The 25,636-nt window shown below is 70.5% G+C and carries 23 protein-coding genes and 1 tRNA gene; 23 read left to right on the forward strand and 1 reads right to left on the reverse strand.

Annotated features, from left to right (window positions below; all coding sequences use genetic code 11):
• Positions 1–141: 141 nt before the first annotated feature.
• Positions 142–216 (reverse strand) — tRNA-Arg (locus tag ACH4RG_RS08890).
• A 210-nt stretch (positions 217–426) separates the two neighbouring features.
• On the opposite strand from ACH4RG_RS08890, the gene ACH4RG_RS08895 reads away from it, so the two are divergent.
• From ACH4RG_RS08895 to atpD, 23 genes are all read left to right on the forward strand, one after another.
• Positions 427–840 carry a response regulator gene (locus ACH4RG_RS08895; protein WP_398161141.1) on the forward strand — a complete coding sequence of 138 codons (414 nt, stop codon included), beginning with the start codon at positions 427–429 and terminating at the stop codon, positions 838–840.
• A 139-nt stretch (positions 841–979) separates the two neighbouring features.
• Complete coding sequence (nrtL, locus tag ACH4RG_RS08900) at positions 980–2,125, forward strand: ArgS-related anticodon-binding protein NrtL (protein ID WP_398539296.1); 1,146 nt, start codon at positions 980–982, stop codon at positions 2,123–2,125.
• A gap of 32 nt (positions 2,126–2,157) precedes the next feature.
• Positions 2,158–3,549 carry a diaminopimelate decarboxylase gene (lysA, locus tag ACH4RG_RS08905; protein ID WP_397921324.1) on the forward strand — a complete coding sequence of 464 codons (1,392 nt, stop codon included), beginning with the start codon at positions 2,158–2,160 and terminating at the stop codon, positions 3,547–3,549.
• Positions 3,550–3,647: 98 nt separating this feature from the next.
• Entirely contained in the window at positions 3,648–4,946 is a 1,299-nt protein-coding gene (locus tag ACH4RG_RS08910; protein WP_397921772.1) for a homoserine dehydrogenase, read from the forward strand.
• 7 nt (positions 4,947–4,953) lie between these two features.
• Positions 4,954–6,024 (forward strand): threonine synthase, encoded by a 1,071-nt coding sequence (thrC, locus tag ACH4RG_RS08915; protein ID WP_397921322.1) that lies wholly within the window; start codon positions 4,954–4,956, stop codon positions 6,022–6,024.
• 388 nt (positions 6,025–6,412) lie between these two features.
• Positions 6,413–7,330 (forward strand): homoserine kinase, encoded by a 918-nt coding sequence (thrB, locus tag ACH4RG_RS08920; protein WP_003966267.1) that lies wholly within the window; start codon positions 6,413–6,415, stop codon positions 7,328–7,330.
• Positions 7,331–7,721: 391 nt separating this feature from the next.
• On the forward strand, positions 7,722–9,767 hold the full coding sequence (rho, locus tag ACH4RG_RS08925) for a transcription termination factor Rho (protein ID WP_397928956.1): 2,046 nt from the start codon (positions 7,722–7,724) through the stop codon (positions 9,765–9,767).
• Between the two features lie 386 nt (positions 9,768–10,153).
• Complete coding sequence (locus ACH4RG_RS08930) at positions 10,154–11,257, forward strand: LCP family protein (protein ID WP_398539297.1); 1,104 nt, start codon at positions 10,154–10,156, stop codon at positions 11,255–11,257.
• 160 nt (positions 11,258–11,417) lie between these two features.
• The gene (gene rpmE / locus ACH4RG_RS08935; protein ID WP_018958997.1) at positions 11,418–11,642 is read left to right on the forward strand and encodes a 50S ribosomal protein L31; all 225 of its coding nucleotides are present in this window, start codon (positions 11,418–11,420) and stop codon (positions 11,640–11,642) included.
• A 155-nt stretch (positions 11,643–11,797) separates the two neighbouring features.
• Positions 11,798–12,874, forward strand: a complete 1,077-nt coding sequence (gene prfA / locus ACH4RG_RS08940; RefSeq protein WP_073739916.1) for a peptide chain release factor 1 — start codon at positions 11,798–11,800, stop codon at positions 12,872–12,874.
• 46 nt (positions 12,875–12,920) lie between these two features.
• The gene (gene prmC, locus ACH4RG_RS08945) at positions 12,921–13,766 is read left to right on the forward strand and encodes a peptide chain release factor N(5)-glutamine methyltransferase (RefSeq protein ID WP_073878327.1); all 846 of its coding nucleotides are present in this window, start codon (positions 12,921–12,923) and stop codon (positions 13,764–13,766) included.
• A 58-nt stretch (positions 13,767–13,824) separates the two neighbouring features.
• Positions 13,825–14,472, forward strand: a complete 648-nt coding sequence (locus ACH4RG_RS08950; RefSeq protein WP_007447713.1) for an L-threonylcarbamoyladenylate synthase — start codon at positions 13,825–13,827, stop codon at positions 14,470–14,472.
• Complete coding sequence (locus ACH4RG_RS08955; protein WP_397921316.1) at positions 14,469–15,110, forward strand: protein-tyrosine-phosphatase; 642 nt, start codon at positions 14,469–14,471, stop codon at positions 15,108–15,110. The genes ACH4RG_RS08950 and ACH4RG_RS08955 overlap by 4 nt, the downstream gene beginning before the upstream one ends.
• 151 nt (positions 15,111–15,261) lie before the next feature.
• Complete coding sequence (gene glyA, locus ACH4RG_RS08960) at positions 15,262–16,548, forward strand: serine hydroxymethyltransferase (RefSeq protein WP_398161135.1); 1,287 nt, start codon at positions 15,262–15,264, stop codon at positions 16,546–16,548.
• A 132-nt stretch (positions 16,549–16,680) separates the two neighbouring features.
• On the forward strand, positions 16,681–18,069 hold the full coding sequence (locus ACH4RG_RS08965) for an MraY family glycosyltransferase (RefSeq protein ID WP_397928951.1): 1,389 nt from the start codon (positions 16,681–16,683) through the stop codon (positions 18,067–18,069).
• A gap of 267 nt (positions 18,070–18,336) precedes the next feature.
• Positions 18,337–18,777, forward strand: a complete 441-nt coding sequence (locus ACH4RG_RS08970; protein ID WP_397921310.1) for a hypothetical protein — start codon at positions 18,337–18,339, stop codon at positions 18,775–18,777.
• 200 nt (positions 18,778–18,977) lie between these two features.
• Entirely contained in the window at positions 18,978–19,805 is an 828-nt protein-coding gene (gene atpB, locus ACH4RG_RS08975; RefSeq protein WP_003966255.1) for a F0F1 ATP synthase subunit A, read from the forward strand.
• A 94-nt stretch (positions 19,806–19,899) separates the two neighbouring features.
• Positions 19,900–20,136 (forward strand): ATP synthase F0 subunit C, encoded by a 237-nt coding sequence (gene atpE / locus ACH4RG_RS08980; protein ID WP_003966254.1) that lies wholly within the window; start codon positions 19,900–19,902, stop codon positions 20,134–20,136.
• A gap of 37 nt (positions 20,137–20,173) precedes the next feature.
• Positions 20,174–20,710: a F0F1 ATP synthase subunit B gene (locus tag ACH4RG_RS08985; RefSeq protein WP_397928949.1), complete on the forward strand. Its 537-nt coding sequence runs from the start codon at positions 20,174–20,176 to the stop codon at positions 20,708–20,710.
• Positions 20,707–21,522 (forward strand): F0F1 ATP synthase subunit delta, encoded by an 816-nt coding sequence (locus ACH4RG_RS08990; protein WP_397921308.1) that lies wholly within the window; start codon positions 20,707–20,709, stop codon positions 21,520–21,522. Before ACH4RG_RS08985 ends, ACH4RG_RS08990 begins: the two co-directional genes overlap by 4 nt.
• Before the next feature lie 135 nt (positions 21,523–21,657).
• Positions 21,658–23,229, forward strand: a complete 1,572-nt coding sequence (gene atpA / locus ACH4RG_RS08995; protein ID WP_397921306.1) for a F0F1 ATP synthase subunit alpha — start codon at positions 21,658–21,660, stop codon at positions 23,227–23,229.
• 3 nt (positions 23,230–23,232) lie between these two features.
• Positions 23,233–24,150, forward strand: a complete 918-nt coding sequence (locus ACH4RG_RS09000) for a F0F1 ATP synthase subunit gamma (protein ID WP_397921304.1) — start codon at positions 23,233–23,235, stop codon at positions 24,148–24,150.
• A complete protein-coding gene (atpD, locus tag ACH4RG_RS09005) occupies positions 24,150–25,592 on the forward strand; it encodes a F0F1 ATP synthase subunit beta (RefSeq protein ID WP_397921302.1) in 1,443 nt (480 codons plus the stop codon). Before ACH4RG_RS09000 ends, atpD begins: the two co-directional genes overlap by 1 nt.
• Positions 25,593–25,636 lie beyond the last annotated feature (44 nt).

The following is a 25,636-nucleotide window of genomic DNA, read 5'->3' on the forward strand; positions in this document are numbered from 1 at the left end:
CGTCGCCGGCGGCCGTACCCGGTTCGGTAGTCCCACCGCGGCCGTCCCGGGGCTGCGCCACTGGCATCTGCCCACCTATGGAAACAGACCCCCTGATCTGGCTGAATGCCTGATCAGAGGGCCTGCATGGCACCTGAACTATGGTGCCCCCGGCAGGATTCGAACCTGCGCACCCGGCTCCGGAGGCCGATGCTCTATCCCCTGAGCTACGGGGGCGTATCGCGGTGCTGCTCTGCGACGGGTGAAACACTACCAGCTCCCACGGGGTGTCCGTGAACAGGTATTCCGCCGTGCCTCCGCGCCTCTTCCTCCCGGTCGGACGGTCCTGGAAGCCGTGGCCACCCCGCGGGGCCGGAAGTGGACAAAACCCGGACGCCGCACCTCCGGCCGACCTACCCTCGAAGGGTGCCAGGGGCTTACGGCCGCGTGCTTGTTGTCGACGACAACAAGGTCATCCGGCAGCTGATCAGGGTCAATCTCGAGCTGGAGGGCTTCGAGGTCGTGACCGCGGCCGATGGTGTCGAGTGCCTGGACCTGGTCGAGCGGGTCCGCCCCGACGCGATCACCCTCGATGTCGTGATGCCCCGGCTGGACGGTCTGGAGACCGCCACCCGCCTGCGCTCCGATCCCCGGACCCGTCACCTTCCCATCGCCGTCATCAGCGCCTGCACGCCCTACGAGGTCGACGCGGGCGTGGCGGCCGGGGTCGACGCGTTTCTGGCGAAGCCGTTCGAGCCGAGCGAGCTGGTGCGGATCATGCGTCGGCTGGTCACGGGGGAGGAAGAGCCCTCGGTGGACGGCCGGCGTGGTGCCGGGCGGGCGGGGAGCTCCACCGGCTGATCGGGTCGGCGAACCGGTCCCCGGCCGACCGGGGCGGTCCCGCCGGGTCCGGCCGACCCGGGCGTCGGGCCGGGGTCCGGCCGACCGGATGGCGAAACCGGGTCGCGGAGTGCCCCCCTCTCTCACCTACGCTTGACCCGTGACCCCCGCCGACCTCTCCCGGACCGTGCTGCACGCCGTGCGCCGCGCGGTCGACGAGGATGCCTTGCGCGCACCCGTGCCCGCGCGCGTGCGGGTGGAGAGGACCCGGCCCGGCGGCAGCGGGGACTACGCCTGCGCCGTCGCGCTCCAGCTCGCCGGGCCCGCCGCGCTGCCCGCCCTGGAGGTCGCCCGCATCCTGCGGGAGCGCGTCGCCGCCGAACCCGGCGTCGGACGGGTCGAGATCACCGGACCGGGGTTCCTGAGCTTCACCCTCGACGCACCGGCCGCGGGCGACCGGGCCGTGCTCGACGCCGTCCGGGAACAGGGCCTCGCGTACGGACACGGGGACGCGCTCCGGGACGAGATCCTCCAGTTCCACCACGCGCGGGAGGTCCGCGCCGCCGTCACCGCCCACGCCGTCCGCCGGCTCGTCGTCGCCCAGGGCGCGCGGGTCCGGGTCAGCTGCGAGGAGGCGTCCGACCCGGACTGGGTCCGCCTCGGCGTCACCGTGGACGCGCACGGGACGCCCCCCGTACCGCTCACCGGGATCCGGCCCGTCCCCGCCGGGGCCACCGCGGCGGAGCTGCTGGAGCGGCTCGGGTCCGACGCCGCCCGCTGGGGGCTCCTGCGGCCCGCCGGGCACGACCGTGCCGCCCTCGGCCCCGGACTGCTCGTCCAGGGCGAGGCCAACCCGCTCTTCCGGGTCCGGTACGCCCACGCCAGGGCCCGTGCGCTCAGCCGCGGGGCCGCCGGCCTCGGCTTCACCGCCGAGCCCCCCCCGTGCCCCGAGCCCGCCCCGTACCCCGGGCCCGCCGCGTACGGCCGGCATGCCGGGCACGCCCCGGGCGCCGAACGCCCCGTCCCTCACGACGGTGCGGCCCGCCCCCTTCTCGACCTCATCGCCGACCATCCCGGCGTCCTGCTCGCAGCAGCCCGTCACCGCGCGCCCGACCGGGTCGCCCGGCAGCTGGAAGCCGTCGCCCAGGCGTTCTTCGACTTCCACGACGCCTGCCCGTCCCTGCCCGCCGGTGACGAGAAACCCTCGGCCGCCCACCGCGCCCGGCTGGCTCTCGCCGAAGCCGCCGGGACGGTGCTGGCAGGCGGCCTGTCCCTGCTCGGCATCCGCGCGCCCGATCACCTCTGACGCGATCAGAAGAGACCCGAGAGAGCATCACGATGAGCCGCTCCGCACACCCCGCAGGCCCCCGTCACGCCGACGTCCTCACCGAGGGGCACTACTCCGCGCCCGCCGCCGACCTCAACGTCCTCGACGAGAAGGTCTGGTCACGCACCGTCACCCGTGACGCCGACGGTGCCCTCACCGTCGGCGGGATGACCGTCGCCCGGCTCGCGGAGGAGTTCGGTACCCCCGCCTACTTCCTCGACGAGAGCGACTTCCGGGCCCGCTGCCGCGCCTGGTCCGACGCCTTCGGACCGGACGCCGACGTCTTCTACGCCGGGAAGGCCTTCCTCTCCCGCGCCGTTGTGCGCTGGTTGAAGGAGGAGGGGTTGAACCTCGACGTGTGCTCCGGCGGGGAGCTGACCACCGCGCTCGACGCCGGTATGCCCGCCGAGCGCATCGCGTTCCACGGCAACAACAAGACCGTCGCCGAGATCGAGCGTGCCGTCGAGGCCGGCGTCGGGCGGATCGTGCTCGACTCCTTCCAGGAGATCGCCCGCGTCGCCCACATCGCCCGGCGCCACGGCGTCCGCCAGCGGGTGCAGATCCGCGTCACCGTCGGCGTCGAGGCCCACACCCACGAGTTCATCGCCACCGCGCACGAGGACCAGAAGTTCGGCATCGCCCTCGCCGACGGGCAGGCCGCCGAGGCCGTGCGCCGCGCCCTCGCCCTCGACGGCCTCGACCTCATCGGCGTCCACTCGCACATCGGCTCGCAGATCTTCGACATGGCCGGCTTCGAGGTCTCCGCCCGCCGCGTGGTGCAGCTGCTCGCCGAGATCCGCGACGAGCACGGCGTCGAACTGCCCGAGATCGACCTCGGCGGCGGCCTCGGCATCGCGTACACCTCCGAGGACGATCCGCGCGAACCGCACGAGATCGCCAAGGCGCTCAGCGACATCGTCACCCGCGAGTGCGAGGCCGCGAAGCTGCGCACCCCCCGGATCTCCGTCGAGCCGGGGCGCGCCATCGTCGGCCCCACCGCTTTCACGCTGTACGAGGTCGGCACGATCAAGCCCCTGGAGGGGCTGCGGACGTACGTCAGCGTCGACGGCGGCATGTCGGACAACATCCGCACCGCGCTGTACGACGCCGAGTACAGCGTCGCGCTCGTCTCCCGCGCCTCGGACGCCGAACCGATGCTGGTCCGGGTCGTCGGCAAGCACTGCGAGAGCGGCGACATCGTGGTCAAGGACGCGTTCCTCCCCGCCGACCTGGCCCCCGGCGACCTGATCGCCGTCCCCGCCACCGGCGCGTACTGCCGTTCCATGGCCAGCAACTACAACCACGCACTGCGCCCGCCGGTCGTCGCGGTCCGCGACGGAGAGGCACGCGTCATCGTCCGGCGCGAGACGGAGGAAGATCTCCTGCGTCTCGATGTCGGCTGATGAAATAGTCATCTCAGGATCCGGACGTGGGTCAGGAACTCCCGTCCGGTGAGTGAGACTGGTCCCCAATGAGCATGTATGAGAAACGAGGTCGGATGATGCGTACGCGTCCGCTGAAGGTGGCGCTGCTGGGCTGTGGTGTGGTCGGCTCAGAGGTGGCGCGCATCATGACGACGCACGCCGACGACCTCGCGGCGCGCATCGGCGCGCCCGTCGAGCTCGCCGGCGTGGCCGTCCGCCGGCCCTCGAAGGTCCGTGAGGGCATCGACCCCGCACTGATCACCACCGACGCCACCGGGCTCGTGCGGCGCGGCGACATCGACGTCGTCATCGAGGTCATCGGGGGCATCGAGCCGGCCCGGGCGCTCATCACCGCCGCCTTCGAGAACGGCGCGAGCGTCGTCTCCGCCAACAAGGCGCTGCTCGCCGAGGACGGCGCGGCCCTGCACGCCGCCGCCGAGAAGTACGGCCGCGATCTGTACTACGAGGCCGCCGTCGCCGGGGCCATCCCGCTGGTGCGGCCGCTGCGCGAGTCGCTCGCCGGTGACAAGGTCAACCGAGTGCTCGGCATCGTGAACGGCACGACCAACTTCATCCTCGACAAGATGGACACCAGTGGCGCCGGTTACTCCGAGGCGCTCGACGAGGCCACCGCCCTCGGGTACGCCGAGGCCGACCCGACCGCCGACGTCGAGGGTTTCGACGCCGCCGCGAAGGCCGCGATCCTCGCCGGGATCGCCTTCCACACCCGCGTGAAGATCGGCGACGTGCACCGCGAGGGCATCACCGAGGTCACCGCCGCCGACATCGCCTCGGCCCGCCGGATGGGCTGCACGGTCAAGCTGCTCGCCATCTGCGAGCGCGCCGCCGACGGGGCCTCCGTCACCGCCCGCGTCCACCCCGCGATGATCCCGCTCAGCCACCCGCTGGCCTCGGTCCGCGAGGCGTACAACGCGGTCTTCATCGAGGCCGACGCGGCCGGGCAGCTCATGTTCTACGGGCCCGGCGCCGGCGGCTCGCCGACCGCCTCCGCGGTCCTCGGCGACCTCGTCGCGGTCTGCCGCAACAAACTGGGCGAGGCCACCGGCCCCGGTGAGTCCGCCTACACCCGCCTGCCGGTCAGCCCCATGGGCGAGGTCGTCACGCGGTACCACATCAGCCTCGACGTGGCCGACAAGCCTGGCGTGCTCGCCCAGGTCGCGACGGTCTTCGCCGAGCAGGGCGTATCGATCGACACCGTCCGCCAGCAAGGACGTCCAGACGGAGGCGGCGAGGCGTCCCTCGTCGTCGTCACCCACCGCGCGCCCGACGCCGCCCTCTCCGGGACCGTCGAAGCGCTGCGCAAGCTCGACACCGTGCGCGGTGTCGCCAGCATCATGCGTGTTGAAGGGGAGTAAAGGACCCATGACCAGCAAGGGCACCCACCAGTGGCGCGGCATCATCGAGGAGTACCGGGACCGGCTTCCGGTCACGAGCACGACTCCGGTCGTCACGCTTCGTGAGGGCGGTACGCCGCTCGTTCCGGCGCAGGTCCTCTCCGAGCGCACGGGCTGCGAGGTGCACCTCAAGGTCGAGGGCGCCAACCCCACCGGTTCGTTCAAGGACCGCGGCATGACCATGGCCATCACCCGGGCCAAGGAGGAGGGGGCGAAGGCCGTCATCTGCGCCTCCACCGGCAACACCTCGGCCTCCGCCGCGGCATACGCCGTGCGCGCGGGGATGGTCTGCGCCGTCCTCGTACCGCAGGGCAAGATCGCGCTCGGCAAGATGGGCCAGGCGCTCGTGCACGGCGCCAAGATCCTCCAGGTCGAGGGCAACTTCGACGACTGCCTGACCCTGGCCCGCTCGCTCTCGGACAACTACCCGGTGGCGCTGGTCAATTCGGTCAACCCGGTCCGTATCGAGGGTCAGAAGACCGCCGCGTTCGAGATCGTCGACGCGCTCGGCGACGCCCCCGACATCCACGTACTGCCGGTCGGCAACGCGGGCAACATCACCGCGTACTGGAAGGGGTACACCGAGTACGCCGGTGACGCCGTCTCGACCCGCTCCCCGCGCATGTGGGGCTTCCAGGCCTCCGGCTCCGCGCCCATCGTGCGCGGCGAGGTCGTCAAGGACCCGTCGACCATCGCCACCGCGATCCGCATCGGCAACCCGGCCTCCTGGGACTACGCCCTCGCCGCGCGCGACGAGTCGGGCGGCTTCATCGACGAGGTGACGGACCGGCAGATCCTGTCCGCGTACCGGCTGTTGGCCTCCCAGGAGGGCGTCTTCGTGGAGCCCGCCTCGGCCGCCTCCGTCGCCGGCCTGCTCAAGGCCGCCGAGGAGGGCAAGGTCGACCCCGGCCAGCGCATCGTCTGCACGGTCACCGGCAACGGCCTCAAGGACCCCGACTGGGCCGTCGCGGGCGCACCGCAGCCGGTCACCGTCCCGGTCGACGCGGCCACCGCCGCCGAGAAGCTCGGCCTCGTCTGATCCGGTCCCGGGCCGGGCGTCGGCACACGCCGCGGCCGGTCCGGGAAACCGCGACAACCCACTCAACCAGCCCCTTTCCGGGGCGAGAGCGCATGCGAGGCGGGCGACACGCATCGTGCGCCTCCTGTGCGCCCTATGTCGCCACAGAACCTTCCTTCGATAAGCTGTACCCCATCCGCCCGCCGGACCGCCGCGCCCGCGGTCCCCGTCATGGCCGCCGGGCCGGTCGCCGGATTCCCGCACCGATTCGGAGCCCTCCGCACAGCCGCGACCCGCAACGCCCTGACCCCCGCCGATCGCCCCCACCCCTCAGCACCGCCCTCACGCCCCGCCGCCGCAGAGCCACCCGCACTGCATCCCCGCCGCCTTACAAGGAGTGGTCCGACCGATGGCCGGTCCCGCGTTCCGAGCCGCCGCCGTCAGGGTGCGCGTCCCCGCAACCAGTGCCAACCTGGGGCCGGGTTTCGACGCCCTGGGCCTCTCGCTGGGGCTGTACGACGACGTCGTCGTCCGGGTCGCCGACTCCGGGCTGCACATCGACATCGCAGGTGAGGGCAGTGACACACTGCCCCGCGACGAGAGCCACCTGCTCGTGCGTTCCCTGCGCACCGCGTTCGACCTGCTCGGCGGCCAGCCCCGCGGGCTGGAGATCGTCTGCGCCAACCGCATCCCGCACGGCCGCGGTCTCGGCTCCTCGTCCGCCGCCATCTGCGCCGGAATCGTCGCCGCCCGCGCCGTGACGACGGGCGGCGACGCCCGCCTCGACGACGCGGCCCTGCTGGAGCTGGCGACCGAGATCGAGGGGCACCCGGACAACGTCGCGGCCTGTCTGCTCGGCGGCTTCACGCTCGCCTGGATGGACGGCGGCGCGGCCCGGGCGATCCGGATGGACCCCGCCGAATCCGTCGTCCCGGTGGTCTTCGTACCGGGGCGCCCGGTGCTCACCGAGACGGCGCGCGGCCTGCTCCCGCGCACCGTCCCGCACGTCGACGCGGCCCTCAACGCCGGCCGGGCGGCCCTGCTCGTCGAGGCCCTGACCCGCCGCCCGGAGCTGCTGCTCGCCGCCACCGAGGACCGGATCCACCAGGAATACCGTGGCCCCGCCATGCCGGAGAGCGTGGAACTGGTCAACCGGCTCCGCGCCGACGGCGTGCCCGCGGTCATCTCCGGTGCGGGACCCACGGTCCTCGCGCTGACGGAGGAAGGCTCGGCCGACAAGGTCGCCCGACTGGCGGGCGAGGGCTGGGCCGCGAACCGGCTGGCCCTCGACGCGACGGGCGCCAGTGTGCTGCCGCTGGCCGCGTAACCGCATGTGATTACCGGTGAGCGAGAGGGGGAATGTTTGTTGGAGCCGGTAGTGTTAACCTCAAGTCTGCAACCGACGTCTTTGAGGCGCGTTGCTTCGTGTCCCCCTCCGGGACCACCATTCTTCCGGGAGCCTCCCCAACTGCCTGAGCAGCCTGCCTGAGCAGTTTCGAGCACGCTCCGGAACCGGCACGACACCCCTCGCTCGTCCAGGAGTGGGCCGAGCAGGGGGATCTCGCGCCGGACCCCGCACGTTCATCTCTCCGCCGTACACCCGGCGGACCACCGCCCCGGCAAGGTCCGCGATCCAGCAAGATCAACAGACCGCAGTCGGACAGCACAACCGGTCGCCGAGCCAGAAGGCCGACGTCCGCTCCAGGGAAGGACCCTTCGTGAGCGACACCACCGATCTGATGGGCGTGACTGCCGACAAGAGCGTCGACAGCGCCGCGCCCGCCGAAGGTGCTGCCACTGGCACCACCGCACGGCGCCGCCGCTCCGGCACCGGCCTCGAGGGCATGGTCCTGGCCGAGCTGCAGCAGGTCGCGTCCGGCCTCGGCATCAGGGGCACTGCGCGGATGCGCAAGAGCCAGCTGATCGAGGTCATCAAGGAGGCGCAGGCGGGTGGCGGATCCGCTGCCCCCAAGGCCTCCTCCAAGGCCGCAGAGGCCCCCGCCGAGGCGGAGAGCAAGCCGAAGCGCCGTGCGACCTCGAAGGCGCGCACCGGGGACGAGGCCGCCGCTGCCGCCGCCGAGAAGGACGCGGCCCAGCAGCAGATCGACATCCCCGGTCAGCCGGCCAGCGACGACCAGCCCGCGGGTGAGCGTCGTCGCCGTCGTGCGACCGCGCAGGCGGGCAGCCCCGACACCAAGACCGAGGCGAAGACCGAGGTCAAGGCCAAGGCGGAGCCGCAGGCCGAGCAGAAGACCGAGGAGCGGGGCGAGCCGAAGGGCGACGCCAAGGCCGAGGCCGCGGCCGACACGGCCGAGGGCCGTCGCGGCGACCGTCGCGACCGTGGTGAGCGGGGCGACCGCGGCGAGCGCCGTGAGCGTCAGCGCGACCGCCGCGGCAAGGGCGACGACCAGGGCCAGCAGGGCGGCGGCGGGCAGCGCCCGCAGCGCCAGGGCCAGGGCGGCGGCGGTCAGGGGCAGGGCCAGCAGAACCGTGACAACGGTCCGCAGGACGACTTCGACGACGAGGCGGGCGGCCGTCGCGGCCGTCGCGGCCGCTACCGCGACCGCCGTGGCCGTCGCGGGCGCGACGACTTCGCCAGCGATGTGCAGGTGGCCGACGACGACGTCCTGATCCCCGTCGCGGGCATTCTGGACATCCTCGACAACTACGCGTTCATCCGGACCTCCGGCTACCTGCCGGGCCCGAACGACGTGTACGTCTCGCTCGCCCAGGTCCGCAAGAACGGCCTGCGCAAGGGCGACCACGTCACCGGCGCGGTGCGCCAGCCCAAGGACGGCGAGCGGCGCGAGAAGTTCAACGCGCTGGTCCGCCTCGACTCGGTCAACGGCATGGCCCCGGAGTCGGGCCGCGGTCGCCCCGAGTTCCAGAAGCTGACCCCGCTCTACCCGCAGGACCGGCTCCGCCTGGAGACCGACTCCAACATCCTGACGACGCGGATCATCGACCTGGTGGCCCCGATCGGCAAGGGTCAGCGCGGGCTCATCGTGGCCCCGCCGAAGACCGGCAAGACCATGATCCTGCAGGCCATCGCCAACGCGATCACGGTCAACAGCCCCGAGTGCCACCTGATGGTCGTCCTGGTCGACGAGCGTCCGGAAGAGGTCACCGACATGCAGCGGTCGGTGAAGGGCGAGGTCATCTCCTCGACCTTCGACCGTCCCGCCGAGGACCACACCACCGTCGCTGAGCTGGCCATCGAGCGCGCCAAGCGTCTCGTCGAGCTGGGGCACGACGTGGTCGTCCTGCTCGACTCGATCACCCGTCTGGGCCGCGCGTACAACCTCGCGGCGCCGGCCTCCGGCCGCATCCTGTCCGGTGGTGTCGACTCGACCGCGCTCTACCCGCCGAAGCGCTTCTTCGGCGCCGCGCGCAACATCGAGGACGGCGGCTCGCTGACCATCCTCGCCACCGCGCTCGTCGAGACCGGCTCGCGCATGGACGAGGTGATCTTCGAGGAGTTCAAGGGCACCGGCAACATGGAGCTCAAGCTCGACCGCAAGCTCTCGGACAAGCGCATCTTCCCGGCGGTGGACGTCGACGCGTCCTCCACCCGTAAGGAAGAGATCCTGCTCGGCACCGACGAGCTGGCGGTCGTCTGGAAGCTGCGCCGGGTGCTGCACGCGCTCGACCAGCAGCAGGCGATCGAGCTCCTCCTGGACCGGATGAAGAAGACCCAGTCCAACGCGGAGTTCCTGCTCCAGATCCAGAAGACGACGCCGGGCAGCGGAAACGGCAACGACTGACGTCTCCCGCTGTTCCGCGAAAGCGCCCCGTCACCCCGGTGACGAGGGCGTTTTCGCGTTGTGCGGTGACCTCGCCGGGCTGAACCGGGGTGCGGCGGCCCTCTCGAACGTGACGCGCCGGCCTGTCTCGGCCGGCCGAGACCTTGGCCACAGCGGCCCCGGTCCCCGGACCGTCCGCCACATCGCTGTACCGAGCACGAAACCCCAGGTGAACGCCGCCTCACGGCCGTTCGCCCGAGCGTCCGGCGGCCCCCGTCCTCCGACGGGCGCCACAGGCGCGTATGCAACCCTTCTTGCTGCTTCGGCCGTCCCACCGGGAGAGGCCGACCGCGCGTGGAACACCACGGCAGGGGGGCAGACGGGCAACAGGAGTGACGAGGAGACGCGTGAGCGAGCAGAGCAGGAGCACCGGCCGCATACGCGGCACCGGCAGCCGACGGAGGAAACCGTCCCGCCGGCACCGTGCCAAGGTCGTCGCGGCCTGGACGGTGGCGGGTGTCGTGGTCGTCGGCGGGGCCGGACTCGGATACGCGTACCTGGCGCTCGACGGCAACCTCTCCAGCATCGACATCGACGCCAAGCTCGGCACCGACCGTCCCGACGACGTGGACGACGGCTCGCAGGACATCCTGGTACTGGGCTCCGACTCGCGCTCCGGCGACAACGGGAAGTACGGCGAGGACGAGGGCGCGGCCCGTTCCGACACGGCGATGGTCATGCACATCGACAAGGGCCACAAGTCCGCGAGCGTCGTCTCGATACCCCGCGACACCCTGATAGAGCGCCCCGCCTGCGAGAGCGACACCACCGGCGACGAGGTCCCCGCCGAGCACCGGGCGATGTTCAACACCGCCTACGAGGTCGGCGGCCCCGCCTGCGCGGTCAAGACCGTCGAGTCGATGTCCGGCATCCGCATGGACCATTATCTGGAAGTCGACTTCACCGGCTTCAAGGAGCTCATCGACGAACTGGGCGGCGTGGAGATCACCACGAAGACCGCGATCGACGACTCCAAGAGCCACCTTGACCTGGAGCCGGGCACCCATACGCTGAACGGCGAGGAGTCCCTCGGCCTCGTCCGTACGCGCAAGAGCGTCGGCGACGGCAGCGACCTCGGGCGCATCCAGCTCCAGCAGGCCTTCATCAAGGCGCTGATGGAGCAGGCGAAGAGCGTCGGGGTGCTCACCAGCCCCACCAAGCTCTACGGCCTCGCGGACGCCGCCACCAAGGCCGTCACCACCGACTCCGGACTCGGCTCCGTCAAGAAGCTCACCGGTTTCGCGGGCGGCCTCAAGGGGCTCGACGCCAGGAATGTCCACATGGTGACCCTGCCCGTGGAGTACGACCCGGCGGACCCGAACCGGGTCCTGCCGCAGGAGGAGGCCGGCCGGCAGGTCTGGGCCGCCCTCCAGCACGACCGGCCGATCCCCGCCTCCGCCATCGACGAGTCGGCAGGCGACAAGGGCGAGGCCGCGGAGATCGTCGAGTAGCCCCCCTCACGCTCCGTGCGCGCGCTGTGGGGGAATACCTGCGCCCCGCCCCCGGTTTTGGGAGATACGGCCGGTCCTGGCAGACTGGTACGTCGGCCCCGGTTCACGGCCGCGCAATCCGCGCGGACGACCCGGCGCCCTCCCGAAACTAGGAGACACCTTGAAGCGCGACATCCACCCCGAGTACGTCGAGACGCAGGTCAGCTGCACCTGCGGTGCGTCGTTCACCACCCGGAGCACCATCGACAGCGGCAACATCCGCGCCGACGTCTGCTCCGAGTGCCACCCGTTCTACACGGGCAAGCAGAAGATCCTCGACACCGGCGGCCGCGTGGCCCGCTTCGAGGCCCGCTTCGGCAAGGCTGCCGGCTCCGCCAGCAAGTAGCGAGCCACTGCGCCGGTTCTCGGCGCCCTCTCCCGGGGGCGTCGGAACCGGCGTTTTTTCCGGTCGGGCGCGCGGGGGAACCCCCGCCGGACGCCCCACCCGGCAGTACGCCCTCCAGCAGGCCCGCAGACGCACAACCAACCAGGAGCCCCCGAATGTTCGAGGCGGTCGAGGAACTGATCGGTGAACACACCGGTCTCGAGAAGAAGCTCGCCGACCCGTCGGTCCACGCCGACCAGGCCAACGCGCGCAAGCTGAACAAGCGCTACGCGGAGCTGACCCCGATCGTCTCCACGTACCGGAACTGGAAGCAGACCGGCGAGGACATCGAGACCGCGCGCGAGTACGCCGCGGACGACCCCGACTTCGCCGCCGAGGTCAAGGACCTGGAGAAGCAGCGCGAGGAGCTCACCGAGAAGCTCCGCCTCCTCCTCGTCCCGCGTGACCCCAGCGACGACAAGGACGTGCTCCTGGAGATCAAGGCGGGCGCCGGCGGCGACGAGTCCGCCCTGTTCGCGGGCGACCTGCTGCGCATGTACCTGCGCTACGCCGAGCGCGTCGGCTGGAAGACCGAGATCATCGACTCCACCGAGTCCGAGCTCGGCGGCTACAAGGACGTCCAGGTCGCCGTGAAGACCAAGGGCGGCAACGGCGCCACCGAGCCCGGCCAGGGCGTCTGGGCCCGGATGAAGTACGAGGGCGGTGTGCACCGTGTGCAGCGCGTGCCCTCCACCGAGTCCCAGGGCCGCATCCACACCTCCGCCGCGGGCGTGCTCGTCACCCCCGAGGCCGAGGAGGTCGACGTCGAGATCCACGCCAACGACCTGCGCATCGACGTCTACCGCTCCTCGGGCCCCGGCGGCCAGTCCGTCAACACGACCGACTCCGCCGTCCGCATCACGCACCTGCCCACCGGCGTCGTCGCCTCCTGCCAGAACGAGAAGAGCCAGCTCCAGAACAAGGAGCAGGCCATGCGCATCCTGCGTTCCCGGCTGCTGGCCGCCGCCCAGGAGGCCGCCGAGCAGGAGGCCTCCGACGTACGCCGCAGCCAGGTCCGCACCGTCGACCGCTCCGAGAAGATCCGGACGTACAACTTCCCGGAAAACCGCATCTCGGACCACCGCGTCGGCTTCAAGGCGTACAACTTGGACCAGGTGCTCGACGGAGAGCTGGACGCCGTCATCCAGGCATGCGTCGACGCCGACTCCGCCGCCAAGCTCGCCAACGCGTAAGCGACCCGCCCGCCCCGCACACCCGTAACCCGTACGGAGAACCGCGATGAACCTGCTGCTCGCCGAGGTGGCCCAGGCCACCCAGCGGCTGGCCGACGCCGGTGTCCCCTCACCGCGATTCGACGCCGAGGAACTCGCGGCCTTCGTCCACGGGGTGAAGCGGGGCGCGCTGCACACGGTGCCCGACACGGACTTCGACGCCCGGTACTGGGAGACGATCGCGCGCCGCGAGGCCCGCGAACCCCTCCAGCACATCACCGGCCGCGCCTTCTTCCGCTACCTGGAACTGCAAGTAGGGCCCGGTGTCTTCGTACCCCGCCCGGAGACCGAGTCGGTCGTCGGCTGGGCCATAGACGCGGTGCGCGCGATGGACGTCGTCGAGCCCGTCGTCGTCGACCTGTGCACCGGATCGGGCGCCATCGCGCTCGCCATGGCCCAGGAGGTCCCCCGCTCCCGGGTGCACGCCGTGGAGCTGTCCGAGGACGCCCTCAGGTGGACGCGGAAGAACGCCGAGGGGTCCAGGGTCACCGTGCACAAGGGAGACGCCCTGAGCGCCCTTCCCGAGCTCGACGGCCAGGTCGACCTGGTCATCTCCAACCCGCCGTACATCCCGCTCACCGAGTGGGAGTACGTCGCCCCCGAGGCCCGCGACCACGACCCGGAGATGGCCCTGTTCTCCGGCGAGGACGGCCTCGACACCATCCGCGGCATCGAACGCACCGCCCACCGCCTGCTGCGCCCCGGCGGCCTCGTCGTCATCGAGCACGCCGACACCCAGGGCGGCCAGGTGCCGTGGATCTTCACCGAGGAGCGGGGCTGGGCGGACGCCGCCGACCACCCCGACCTGAACAAGCGGCCCCGGTTCGCCACCGCCCGCAAGGCCATGCCGTGACCGGCCCCCGGCACCACCACTCGTACCCGTACCCGTACCCGCTCCAGGAGGCCGGCTGATGGCTCGGCGATACGACTGCAACGACGCCACCGACCGGACCACGGGCCTGCGCGAGGCCGCATCGGCCGTCCGCCGGGGCGAACTGGTCGTGCTGCCCACCGACACCGTGTACGGGATCGGTGCGGACGCCTTCACCTCGGAGGCCGTCGCGGACCTGCTGGACGCCAAGGGCCGGGGCCGCAACATGCCCACCCCCGTCCTCATCGGCTCGCCGAACACGCTGCACGGCCTGGTCACCGACTTCTCCGAGGAGGCCTGGGAGCTCGTCGACGCCTTCTGGCCCGGCGCCCTCACCCTCGTCGCCAAGCACCAGCCCTCCCTCCAGTGGGACCTCGGCGACACCCGCGGCACCGTGGCCATCCGGATGCCCCTGCACCCGGTCGCCATCGAGCTGCTGACCGAGGTCGGCCCGATGGCGGTCTCCAGCGCCAACCTCACCGGGCACCCCTCGCCCGAGGACTGCGACGCCGCCCAGGGGATGCTCGGGGACTCCGTCTCCGTCTACCTCGACGGCGGCCCGACGCCCGGCATCGTGCCGTCCTCGATCGTCGACGTCACCGGTGCCACCCCGGTCCTGCTGCGTGCCGGCGCCCTCTCCGCGGAGGAGCTGCGCAAGGTGGTCCCCGACCTCGAGGTGGCCAATTGACCGCCCCCGAGGGGCGTGGCATAGCGGGGCGGACCGACACCTTCCGCATCCTCCACGTCAGCACCGGCAACGTCTGCCGCTCACCGATCACCGAGCGGCTGACCCGCCATGCCCTGGTGGACCGCCTCGGCGACCCGCTCAGCGGCGGCCTCGTCGTGGAGAGCGCCGGCACCTGGGGCCACGAGGGCGCACCCATGGAGGCCAACGCCGAGGTCGTCCTCGCCGATTTCGGCGCGGACGCCACCGGCTTCGTCGGCCGCGAGCTGCTGGACGAGCACGTGATCCGCGCCGACCTGGTCCTCACCGCCACCCGCGACCACCGCGCCCAGGTCATCTCCATGGGCCACTCCGCGGGCCTGCGCACCTTCACGCTCAAGGAGTTCACCCGGCTGGTGCGGGCCATAGACCCGGCCACCCTGCCCGACCCGCTCGACGAGGGCGTCGTCGAGCGCGCCCGCGCCCTGGTGCGCGCCGCCGCCGCGCTGCGCGGCTGGCTGCTGGCCCCGACCGCCGAGGCCGACGAGGTCTACGACCCCTACGGCGCTCCCATCACCTTCTTCCGCTCCATCGGCGACGAGATCAACCAGGCACTCGACCCCGTCGTCACCGCCCTCACCGGCGTGCGCGCCCCGCACTGAAGGGGAGCCGCCCCCGCCGTACCGGGGGCGGGTGCGCCGACCGGCGTACGGCACCCCGCGACAGCGGGCACGGCGCCCGGCCCCGGCCTACATTGGAACGGACACCGGCACCCCTCGCCGGCGCACCCACCTCCAGGCCCGGAGCCGTCCCATGCCGGTCACCTCTCCCGCCGCACCCGCAGCCGCAGCCGTGTCGCCCGCGCCCGACGCCCTGCCCCAGGACTTCGACGCCCTGCTCCGCCAGGACCCGGAGCTCGCCGGAGTGCTGCTCGCCGAGAGCGGCCGGCAGGCGACCACCCTCCAGCTGATCGCCGCCGAGAACTTCGCCTCGCCCGCGGTCCTCGCCGCCCTCGGCTCCCCGCTCGCCAACAAGTACGCCGAGGGGTACCCGGGCGCCCGCCACCACGGCGGCTGCGAGCACGCGGACGCCGCCGAACGCGTCGCGGTCCGCCGGGCCACCGCCCTCTTCGGCGCCGAACACGCCAACGTCCAGCCGCACTCCGGCTCCTCGGCCGTCCTCGCCGCCTACGCCGCGCTGCTGCGCCCCGGCGACACGGTGCTCGCGATGGGGCTCCCGTACGGGGGACACCTCACCCACGGGGCGCCGGGCAACTTCTCCGGCCGCTGGTTCGACTTCGTCGGCTACGGGGTCGACCCGGAGACCGGGCTGATCGACTACGCCCGGCTCCGCGCCCTGGCCCGCGCCCGCCGCCCCGAGGCGATCGTCTGCGGCTCGATCTCCTACCCCCGCCACCCCGACTACGCGCTGTTCCGGGAGATCGCCGACGAGGCGGGCGCGTACCTGATCGTGGACGCCGCCCACCCGATGGGGCTGATCGCCGGGGGCGCGGCGCCGAGCCCGGTCCCGTACGCCGACGTGGTCTGCGCCACCACGCACAAGGTGCTGCGCGGCCCGCGCGGCGGCATGCTCCTGTGCGGCGCGGAGCTGGCCGAGCGGATCGACCGGGCGGTGTTCCCGTTCACCCAGGGCGGCGCGCAGATGCACACGGTGGCGGCGAAGGCCGTCGCGTTCGGGGAGGCGGCGACCCCCGCCTACACCCGCTACGCCCACCAGGTCGTCGCCCACGCCCGGGTGCTCGCCGCCGGCCTGGAGGCGGAGGGCTTCGAGGTCACCACGGGCGGCACGGACACCCACATCGTCGTCGCGGACCCGGCCCCGCTCGGCGTCGACGGCCGCACCGCCCGGGAGCGGCTGGCGGCGGCCGGAGTGGTCCTGGACACCTGCGCACTGCCGTACGGGGACGCCCGGGGCATCCGGCTGGGGACGGCCGCCGTCACCACCCAGGGGATGGACGACGGGGACATGGCCCGGATCGCGGCCCTGTTCGGAGCGGCCGTACGGGAGCCGGGCGACGTGAGCCCGATCGCGGCGGAGGTCCACGAGCTGGCCGCGCGCCATCCGCCGTATCCGGGGTAGGGGAGTCCGAGGTGCGCGGAGCGGATCGCTCCGCCGTATTCGGGGCACCCGAAGCCTGTGCAACCATCATCCGTAGCCCGGAGTCTCTGTTCCAGAGACTAGGGTGTGGTTTTTGGATGACCGGCGAGTTCTGTGGGGCAGCCCGTGCGTGATTACCTGCTGACGCTCTGTGTCACGGCAGCGGTGACCTATCTGCTGACCGGACCGGTGCGTAAGTTCGCCATCGCGGTCGGGGCGATGCCCGCGATCCGCGCGCGCGACGTCCACCGCGAGCCGACACCCCGGCTCGGTGGGATCGCCATGTTCGGCGGACTGTGCGCGGGGCTGATCGTCGCGGACCACCTCTTCAATCTGCGGGGCGTCTTCGAACTCTCCAACGAGCCGAGGGCGTTGCTCTCCGGCGCCGCCCTGATCTGGCTGATCGGCGTCCTCGACGACAAGTTCGAGATCGACGCCCTGATCAAGCTCGGCGGCCAGATGATCGCCGCCGCCGTCATGGTCATCCAGGGGCTCACGATCCTGTGGCTGCCGATCCCCGGCGTCGGCACGGTGGCCCTCACCCAGTGGCAGGGCACGCTGCTCACGGTGGCACTGGTCGTCATCACGATCAACGCGGTCAACTTCGTCGACGGCCTGGACGGGCTCGCGGCGGGCATGGTGTGCATCGCGTCGGCGGCGTTCTTCCTGTACGCGTACCGCCTCTGGATGGGGTACGGCATCGAGGCTGCGGCCCCCGCGACCCTGTTCGCGGCGATCCTGATGGGGATGTGCCTCGGCTTCCTGCCGCACAACATGCATCCGGCGCGGATCTTCATGGGCGACTCGGGCTCGATGCTGATCGGGCTGGTGCTGGCGGCCGGTGCGATCTCGATCACCGGCCAGGTCGACCCGGACCTCATGAAGATCTTCGAGGGCAGTGAGCGCGAGGCCACCCACGCGCTGCTCCCGGTCTTCATCCCGCTGGTGCTGCCGCTGACGATCATCGCGATCCCGGCCGCCGACCTGGTCCTCGCCATCGTCCGCCGCACCTGGAACGGCCAGTCGCCGTTCGCCGCCGACCGGGGCCACCTGCACCACCGGCTGCTGGAGATCGGTCACTCGCACAGCCGGGCCGTGCTGATCATGTACTTTTGGTCGGCCCTCATCGCCTTCGGCGCCGTCGGATACTCGGTGCACTCGGCGTCCTCGTGGATCGTGTTCGTCATCGTCGCGGCGAGCGCGGTGGGCCTCGTCCTGCTGCTGATGCCGCGCTTCACCCCGCGCGCCCCGCACTGGGCCAACCGCATCGTGCCGCCGCGCTACCGCCACCGGGGGGCGGAGGAGGAGCCGGCCGTCCCGTACGAGGAGAAGCCGGTGCCCGTGGCCTCCGGAGCCCAACAGGGCTCGGCAGACGCGGGGATGGGCGAGGAGGCCGTCGAACGGGCTCCCGTGGCGGTCGGAGTGTCCGGCGTCAACGGCGCTACCGCGATCGGCGCTCGTTCGCGGTTCCCGGATCGCCGCTCCATCGACTCCTCGCGCTGACGATTCGGAACTCACGGTGCATTATCAGACATTGCGCCGTCTTGTCGTGCACACACGCGCGGATTAGCTCTCATGTGTGACAGTTGGCACACCTTTGAGGTAAAGACCTCATCAAATAGTTTGTGATACCGTTCACGAGACCCGGTGACGGAGCCGAAGGACCCTTGCAGGACGGTCCATTGGCCCGAAAATCCGCCTCGCGGACCGGGCCTACGCTCGTCCATGACGACGCCCCATTCCTCCCCTCAGACCAGTGGAGCTGCCGCCATGCAGTCCGACATGCGCGAACTACTGCGCATCGCCACCCCCACCGCCGCGGTGGGAGCCGTCGCCACGCTTGTCGGCGGTCTGCTCGCCGGCGGCGAGGGGGCGATCGGTGCCGCGGTGGGCTGCGTGGTCGTGATCGTCTTCATGGCGCTCGGACTGCTGGCGCTCAACTGGGTCGGCAAGACCATGCCTCACTTGTTCCAGGGCATGGGGCTGATGATTTACTCGGCTCAGCTCGTGCTCCTGCTCATCTTCATCCTGAGTATCCGGAACACCTCGCTCTTCGATCTTCAGGTCTTCGCCCTCTCGCTGGTCGCGGCCGTCATCACATGGATCACCACGCAGGCCGTGCTGCACTCCCGGAGCAAGATCCTCTACGTCGACCCCGACGCGGACGCCCGGAACCGTCCGGGCGGCCCTGGGGGAGATCGTGATGAGTAGGGGCGGAATAAAGCCATGTTCGACGTGCTGCTATCGTCCGGTCTCGGTTGCGGTAGTGCGAGCGCGGGCAACAAGGCGGTCGCTTGATTCATCGCGAGGCTTCGGGCCCGGCCGCCGCCTCCTCACCGTAAGAACCAGTCCGGTGCCGACCTGCGGCCACCCGCCGCTCCGACACAACGAGGTAGCCGCATCCATGCGCCATGCAGAAGGAGCTCTTGGTGACTGACGCCCAGACGCTCGCCTTCGAGACGAACTGCCACCTGTTCAAGGACTGCGGGTTCCAAGCTCCCAGTGTGTGGTCGTTCATCTTCGACCCGCTCTTCACTGTCGGGTCTGTCGAGTTCAACAAGCCCATGTTGCTCGCGATCATCGGAACCTTCGCGATCCTGGCCTTCTTCTGGGCCGGCTTCTCGAAGCCGAAGGTCGTCCCGGGCAAGCTGCAGATGGTCGCCGAGGCGCTGTACGACTTCGTCCACCGAGGTATCGCCAAGGAGGTCATCGGCAAGAAGGGCGAGCCCTTCGTCCCGCTGCTGGTCTCCCTGTTCTTCTTCGTCTGGATCCTGAACCTCTGGGCCCTCATCCCGCTCGCCCAGTTCCCGGTCAGCTCCGTCATCGCCTACCCCGTCGGCCTCGCGCTGGTGGTCTGGGTCACGTACATGACGGTGACGTTCCGGTCGAACGGATTCGTCGGGGGTATCCGCAACCTCTGCGTCCCGAGCGGTCTGCCCAAGCCGATCTACGTGCTGCTGACGCCGCTGGAGTTCATCTCCAACGTCATCGTCCGCCCGTTCACGCTGGCTGTCCGACTCTTCGCGAACATGTTCGCGGGCCACATCCTGATCCTGATCTTCACGATCGCCACCTGGTACATGCTGGGCACGGTCCTGGGCACGGTCTACGCCGGCGCGTCGTTCATCATGACGCTGGTCATCACCGTGTTCGAGATGTTCATCCAGGCCCTTCAGGCCTACGTGTTCACCGTGCTGACGGCCACGTACCTCTCCCAGGCGCTCGAAGAAGCCCACTGAGGACCTGCCGGCCCCCGGCTCCCGCCCTCAGATCCCCAGTCGCCCGGTGCGAAGACCATTTCCACCGGACCCACCAAGAGAAGGAACCACAGACATGTCTGCTGCTTTCGAGACCCTCGCGGCCGTGAACGGCAACGTCGGCACCATCGGCTACGGCCTCGCCGCGATCGGCCCCGGCATCGGCATCGGCATCATCTTCGGTAACGGTGTGCAGGCCATCGCCCGCCAGCCCGAGGCTGCCGGCCTCATCCGCCAGAACATGCTGCTCGGCTTCGCCGTCGTCGAGGCCCTGGCCCTGATCGGCTTCGTCGTTCCGTTCATCGTCAAGTGACGTTGTGGCTGTAGCCCCATTCGACGAAAGGTCCACCATGATGTACCTGGCAGCCGAGGAACCGCAGATGCCTCTGCTCCCGGTCTGGCCTGAAGTCGTCATCGGCTTGATCTGCTTCGGCATCGTCTTCTTCGTCTTCTCGAAGAAGTTGCTTCCGGTGATCAACAAGACCCTGGAAGAGCGCCGCGAGGCGATCGAGGGTGGCATCGAGAAGGCCGAATCGGCTCAGATCGAGGCCCAGAGCGTTCTTGAGCAGTACAAGGCTCAGCTCGCCGAAGCCCGCCACGAGGCCGCCCGTCTGCGCCAGGAGGCGCAGGAGCAGGGTGCCGTCATCATCCAGGAGATGAAGGCGGAAGGTCAGCGGCAGCGCGAAGAGATCATCGCCGCCGGCCACACCCAGATCGAGGCCGACCGCAAGGCCGCTGCCTCGGCGCTGCGTCAGGACGTGGGCAGGCTCGCCACCGACCTGGCCGGCAAGCTCGTCGGCGAGTCCCTCCAGGACCACGCCCGGCAGAGCGGCACCGTCGACCGTTTCCTCGACGAGCTCGAGGCGAAGGCCGAGGCAGCCCGATGAACAGCGCGAGCCGCGAAGCACTGGCTGCCGCACGCGAGCGTCTCGACGCGCTGACCGACAACACGTCGGTCGACGCGGCGAAGCTCGCCGAGGAGCTGGCATCGGTCACCGCGCTGCTCCACCGCGAAGTATCCCTGCGCCGGGTCCTCACCGACCCGGCCCAGAGCGGCGAGAGCAAGGCCGAGCTGGCCACGCGTCTGCTCGGCGGACAGGTGGGCGGCGAGACCGTCGACCTGGTCTCCGGACTGGTCCGGTCCCGCTGGTCGCAGTCGCGTGACCTGGTGGACTCGGTCGAGGAGCTGGCGAACACCGCAGACCTCACCGCGGCCCAGCGCGGCGGCCGCCTCGACGACGTCGAGGACGAGCTGTTCCGGTTCGGCCGGATCGTCGGCTCCGACAAGGAGCTGCGCTCCGCGCTCACCAGCCGTACGGCCACGGCCTCCGCCAAGGGCGAGCTGCTCCGCAGCCTGCTCGGCGGCAAGGCGCAGCCGGTCACCGAGCGGATCATCGTCCGCCTGGTCACCCAGCCCCGTGGACGTAGCCTGGAAGCAGGGCTGGACTCACTGTCCAAGCTCGCCGCGGAGCGCCGGGACCGCATGGTCGCCGTCGTCACCTCGGCGGTGCCGCTCAGCGACCGGCAGAAGCAGCGCCTCGGCGCCGCTCTGGCGAAGCTGTACGGCCGCGAGATGCACCTGAACCTGGACGTGGACCCCGCGGTCCTCGGCGGGATCTCGGTGCGCGTCGGTGACGAGATCATCAACGGCACCGTCGCGGAGCGCCTCGAAGAGGCGACCCGCCGCATGGCCGGCTGACACCGCTCAGCGCAGAAGAACAAGCAAGACCAGCGGCCCGGTTGGGCCGTGCAGAAATTGCAGAAGATTCCTGGGGGTCGGCCCCCAGACCCCCTTAAGAAACTTCGGGCCCAACAAGGAGAGCAGGGAACCCAGATGGCGGAGCTCACGATCCGGCCGGAGGAGATCCGGGACGCACTGGATAACTTTGTCCAGTCGTACCAGCCGGACGCGGCCTCGCGCGAGGAGGTCGGTACGGTCAGCGTTGCCGGCGACGGCATCGCGAAGGTGGAGGGTCTTCCCTCCGCCATGGCGAACGAGCTGCTGAAGTTCGAGGACGGCACCCTCGGTCTCGCCCTCAACCTCGAGGAGCGCGAGATCGGTGCGATCGTCCTCGGCGAGTTCAGCGGCATCGAGGAGGGCCAGCCGGTGCAGCGCACCGGTGAGGTGCTCTCCGTAGGCGTCGGCGAGGGTTACCTCGGCCGCGTCGTCGACCCGCTCGGCAACCCGATCGACGGTCTCGGCGAGATCGCGACCGACAGCCGCCGCGCCCTCGAGCTGCAGGCCCCTGGCGTCATGGTCCGCAAGTCGGTGCACGAGCCGATGCAGACCGGCTACAAGGCCGTCGACGCCATGGTGCCGATCGGCCGAGGCCAGCGTCAGCTGATCATCGGCGACCGTCAGACCGGCAAGACCGCTCTGGCCGTCGACACGATCATCAACCAGCGCGACAACTGGCGCTCGGGCGACGTGAACAAGCAGGTCCGCTGCATCTACGTCGCCATCGGTCAGAAGGGTTCCACCATCGCCTCCGTGCGTGGTGCGCTCGAAGAGGCCGGTGCGCTGGAGTACACGACCATCGTCGCCGCCCCGGCGTCCGACCCGGCCGGCTTCAAGTACCTGGCGCCGTACACCGGTTCGGCCATCGGCCAGCACTGGATGTACGACGGCAAGCACGTCCTGATCATCTTCGACGACCTCTCGAAGCAGGCCGACGCCTACCGCGCCGTGTCCCTGCTGCTGCGCCGCCCGCCGGGCCGCGAGGCTTACCCGGGTGACGTCTTCTACCTGCACTCGCGTCTGCTGGAGCGCTGCGCCAAGCTCTCCGACGAGATGGGCGCCGGTTCGATGACGGGCCTCCCGATCGTCGAGACCAAGGCGAACGACGTGTCGGCGTTCATTCCGACCAACGTCATCTCCATCACCGACGGCCAGTGCTTCCTGGAGTCCGACCTGTTCAACGCGGGTCAGCGTCCGGCGCTCAACGTCGGTATCTCGGTCTCCCGAGTCGGTGGCTCCGCCCAGCACAAGGCCATGAAGCAGGTCTCCGGCCGGCTTCGCGTGGACCTCGCCCAGTACCGCGAGCTGGAGGCGTTCGCCGCCTTCGGTTCCGACCTGGACGCGGCCTCGAAGGCCTCGCTGGAGCGCGGTAAGCGCATGGTCGAGCTGCTGAAGCAGCCGCAGTACGCCCCGTTCCCGATGGAGGAGCAGGTCGTCTCGGTCTGGGCCGGCACCACGGGCAAGATGGACGACGTCCCGGTCGAGGACATCCGTCGCTTCGAGAGCGAGCTGCTGGAGTTCCTGCGCCGTGAGCGCAAGGACCTCCTGACCAGCATCGCCGAGGGCGGCAAGATGTCCGACGACACGCTGCAGTCGATCGCCGACGCGATCGCCGCCTTCAAGCAGCAGTTCGAGACCTCGGACGGCAAGCTCCTGGGCGAGGGCTGATCGATGGGCGCTCAGCTTCGCGTTTACAAGCGCCGCATCCAAGCCGTCACCGCGACCAAGAAGATCACCAAGGCGATGGAGATGATCGCCGCCTCGCGCATCGTCAAGGCGCAGCGCAAGGTGGCGGCGTCCCAGCCGTACGCGACCGAGCTCACCCGTGCGGTGACCGCGGTGGCGACCGGCTCCAACGCCAAGCACCCGCTCACCACCGAGGTCGAGGCCCCGACCCGGGCCGCGGTCCTGCTCGTCACGAGCGACCGCGGCCTGGCCGGCGGCTACTCCTCCAACGCCATCAAGGCCGCGGAGCGACTGCGGGAGCGCCTTGCCTCCGAGGGCAAGGAGGTCGACACGTACATCGTCGGCCGCAAGGGTGTCGCGTACTACGGCTTCCGCGAGCGCAAGGTCGAGGACTCCTGGACCGGCTTCACCGACAACCCGGCGTACTCCGATGCCAAGAGCATCGCCGCCCCGTTGATCGAGGCCATCCAGAAGGACACGGCCGAGGGCGGCGTCGACGAGCTGCACATCGTCTTCACGGAATTCGTGTCGATGATGACGCAGAACGCGGTCGACGACCGGATGCTGCCGCTTTCGCTCGACGAGGTGGCGAAGGAGAGCACCCGCAAGGGTGAGATCCTTCCGCTGTTCGACTTCGAGCCGTCGGCCGAGGACGTCCTCGACGCCCTTCTGCCGCGCTACGTCGAGAGCCGCATCTACAACGCACTGCTGCAGGCAGCCGCTTCCGAGCACGCTGCCCGCCGCCGCGCGATGAAGTCGGCCACCGACAACGCCGGGGACCTCATCAAGAGCCTGTCCCGGCTTGCCAACGCGGCCCGACAGGCCGAAATCACCCAGGAAATCAGCGAGATCGTCGGCGGTGCCAGTGCTCTGGCCGACGCGACCGCGGGGAGTGACAAGTAATGACGACGACAGTTGAGACGGCCGCTGCCACGGGCCGCGTCGCCCGGGTCATCGGCCCGGTCGTCGACGTGGAGTTCCCCGTCGACGCGATGCCGGAGATCTACAACGCCCTCCACGTCGAGGTCGCGGACCCCGCCGAGGACGGCGCCCGCAAGACGCTGACCCTGGAAGTCGCCCAGCACCTGGGTGACGGCGTGGTCCGCGCGATCTCGATGCAGCCCACCGACGGCCTGGTCCGCCAGGCCGCGGTGACCGACACGGGCAAGGGCATCACCGTGCCCGTCGGTGACATCACCAAGGGCAAGGTGTTCAACACCCTCGGCCAGATCCTGAACGAGCCGGAGGCCGAGGCGCAGATCACCGAGCGCTGGCCGATCCACCGCAAGGCCCCGGCCTTCGACCAGCTCGAGTCGAAGACCGAGATGTTCGAGACCGGCCTGAAGGTCGTCGACCTGCTGACCCCGTACGTCAAGGGCGGCAAGATCGGTCTGTTCGGTGGTGCGGGCGTCGGCAAGACGGTCCTCATCCAGGAAATGATCATGCGTGTGGCGAAGCTGCACGACGGTGTGTCGGTGTTCGCCGGTGTCGGTGAGCGCACCCGTGAGGGCAACGACCTCATCGACGAGATGACCGAGTCGGGCGTTCTGGAGAAGACCGCGCTCGTCTTCGGCCAGATGGACGAGCCGCCGGGGACGCGTCTGCGCGTGGCCCTGTCCGCCCTGACCATGGCGGAGTACTTCCGCGATGTGCAGAAGCAGGACGTGCTGCTCTTCATCGACAACATCTTCCGCTTCACGCAGGCCGGCTCCGAGGTCTCCACGCTGCTCGGCCGCATGCCGTCCGCGGTGGGTTACCAGCCGACCCTGGCCGACGAGATGGGTGTGCTCCAGGAGCGCATCACCTCGACGCGTGGTCACTCGATCACCTCGATGCAGGCGATCTACGTCCCCGCGGACGACCTGACCGACCCGGCCCCGGCCACCACGTTCGCCCACCTCGACGCGACGACGGTTCTCTCCCGTCCGATCTCCGAGAAGGGCATCTACCCGGCCGTGGACCCGCTGGACTCCACGTCCCGCATCCTGGACCCGCGCTACATCTCGCAGGACCACTACGCCGCGGCCAGCCGCGTCAAGGGGATCCTCCAGAAGTACAAGGACCTCCAGGACATCATCGCGATCCTCGGTATCGACGAGCTGGGCGAGGAGGACAAGCTCGTTGTCCACCGTGCCCGTCGCGTCGAGCGCTTCCTGTCGCAGAACACCCACGCCGCCAAGCAGTTCACCGGCCTGGACGGTTCGGACGTGCCGCTCGACGAGTCGATCTCCGCGTTCAACGCGATCTGCGACGGAGACTACGACCACTTCCCCGAGCAGGCGTTCTTCATGTGCGGTGGCCTGGACGACCTCAAGGCCAAGGCCAAGGAGCTCGGCGTCTCCTGAGCCTCCGGCTCACCGAGGGGGGTGGGTGTGTCCCGCCCCCCTCA

This window comes from Streptomyces sp. NPDC021019, assembly GCF_044333295.1.
In the GTDB taxonomy this organism is placed as follows: Bacteria; Actinomycetota; Actinomycetes; order Streptomycetales; family Streptomycetaceae; genus Streptomyces.

What these genes read in the sequence shown, in the direction of transcription:
- lysA (WP_397921324.1), top strand. Translation starts at nt 2,158, where the DNA reads ATGAGCCGCTCCGCACACCCCGCAGGCCCCCGTCACGCCGACGTCCTC.
- ACH4RG_RS08910 (WP_397921772.1), top strand. Translation starts at nt 3,648, where the DNA reads ATGCGTACGCGTCCGCTGAAGGTGGCGCTGCTGGGCTGTGGTGTGGTC.
- thrC (WP_397921322.1), top strand. Translation starts at nt 4,954, where the DNA reads ATGACCAGCAAGGGCACCCACCAGTGGCGCGGCATCATCGAGGAGTAC.
- thrB (WP_003966267.1), top strand. Translation starts at nt 6,413, where the DNA reads ATGGCCGGTCCCGCGTTCCGAGCCGCCGCCGTCAGGGTGCGCGTCCCC.
- prfA (WP_073739916.1), top strand. Translation starts at nt 11,798, where the DNA reads ATGTTCGAGGCGGTCGAGGAACTGATCGGTGAACACACCGGTCTCGAG.
- prmC (WP_073878327.1), top strand. Translation starts at nt 12,921, where the DNA reads ATGAACCTGCTGCTCGCCGAGGTGGCCCAGGCCACCCAGCGGCTGGCC.
- ACH4RG_RS08950 (WP_007447713.1), top strand. Translation starts at nt 13,825, where the DNA reads ATGGCTCGGCGATACGACTGCAACGACGCCACCGACCGGACCACGGGC.
- glyA (WP_398161135.1), top strand. Translation starts at nt 15,262, where the DNA reads ATGCCGGTCACCTCTCCCGCCGCACCCGCAGCCGCAGCCGTGTCGCCC.
- ACH4RG_RS08970 (WP_397921310.1), top strand. Translation starts at nt 18,337, where the DNA reads ATGCAGTCCGACATGCGCGAACTACTGCGCATCGCCACCCCCACCGCC.
- atpB (WP_003966255.1), top strand. Translation starts at nt 18,978, where the DNA reads ATGCAGAAGGAGCTCTTGGTGACTGACGCCCAGACGCTCGCCTTCGAG.
- atpE (WP_003966254.1), top strand. Translation starts at nt 19,900, where the DNA reads ATGTCTGCTGCTTTCGAGACCCTCGCGGCCGTGAACGGCAACGTCGGC.
- ACH4RG_RS08985 (WP_397928949.1), top strand. Translation starts at nt 20,174, where the DNA reads ATGATGTACCTGGCAGCCGAGGAACCGCAGATGCCTCTGCTCCCGGTC.
- ACH4RG_RS08990 (WP_397921308.1), top strand. Translation starts at nt 20,707, where the DNA reads ATGAACAGCGCGAGCCGCGAAGCACTGGCTGCCGCACGCGAGCGTCTC.
- atpA (WP_397921306.1), top strand. Translation starts at nt 21,658, where the DNA reads ATGGCGGAGCTCACGATCCGGCCGGAGGAGATCCGGGACGCACTGGAT.
- ACH4RG_RS09000 (WP_397921304.1), top strand. Translation starts at nt 23,233, where the DNA reads ATGGGCGCTCAGCTTCGCGTTTACAAGCGCCGCATCCAAGCCGTCACC.
- atpD (WP_397921302.1), top strand. Translation starts at nt 24,150, where the DNA reads ATGACGACGACAGTTGAGACGGCCGCTGCCACGGGCCGCGTCGCCCGG.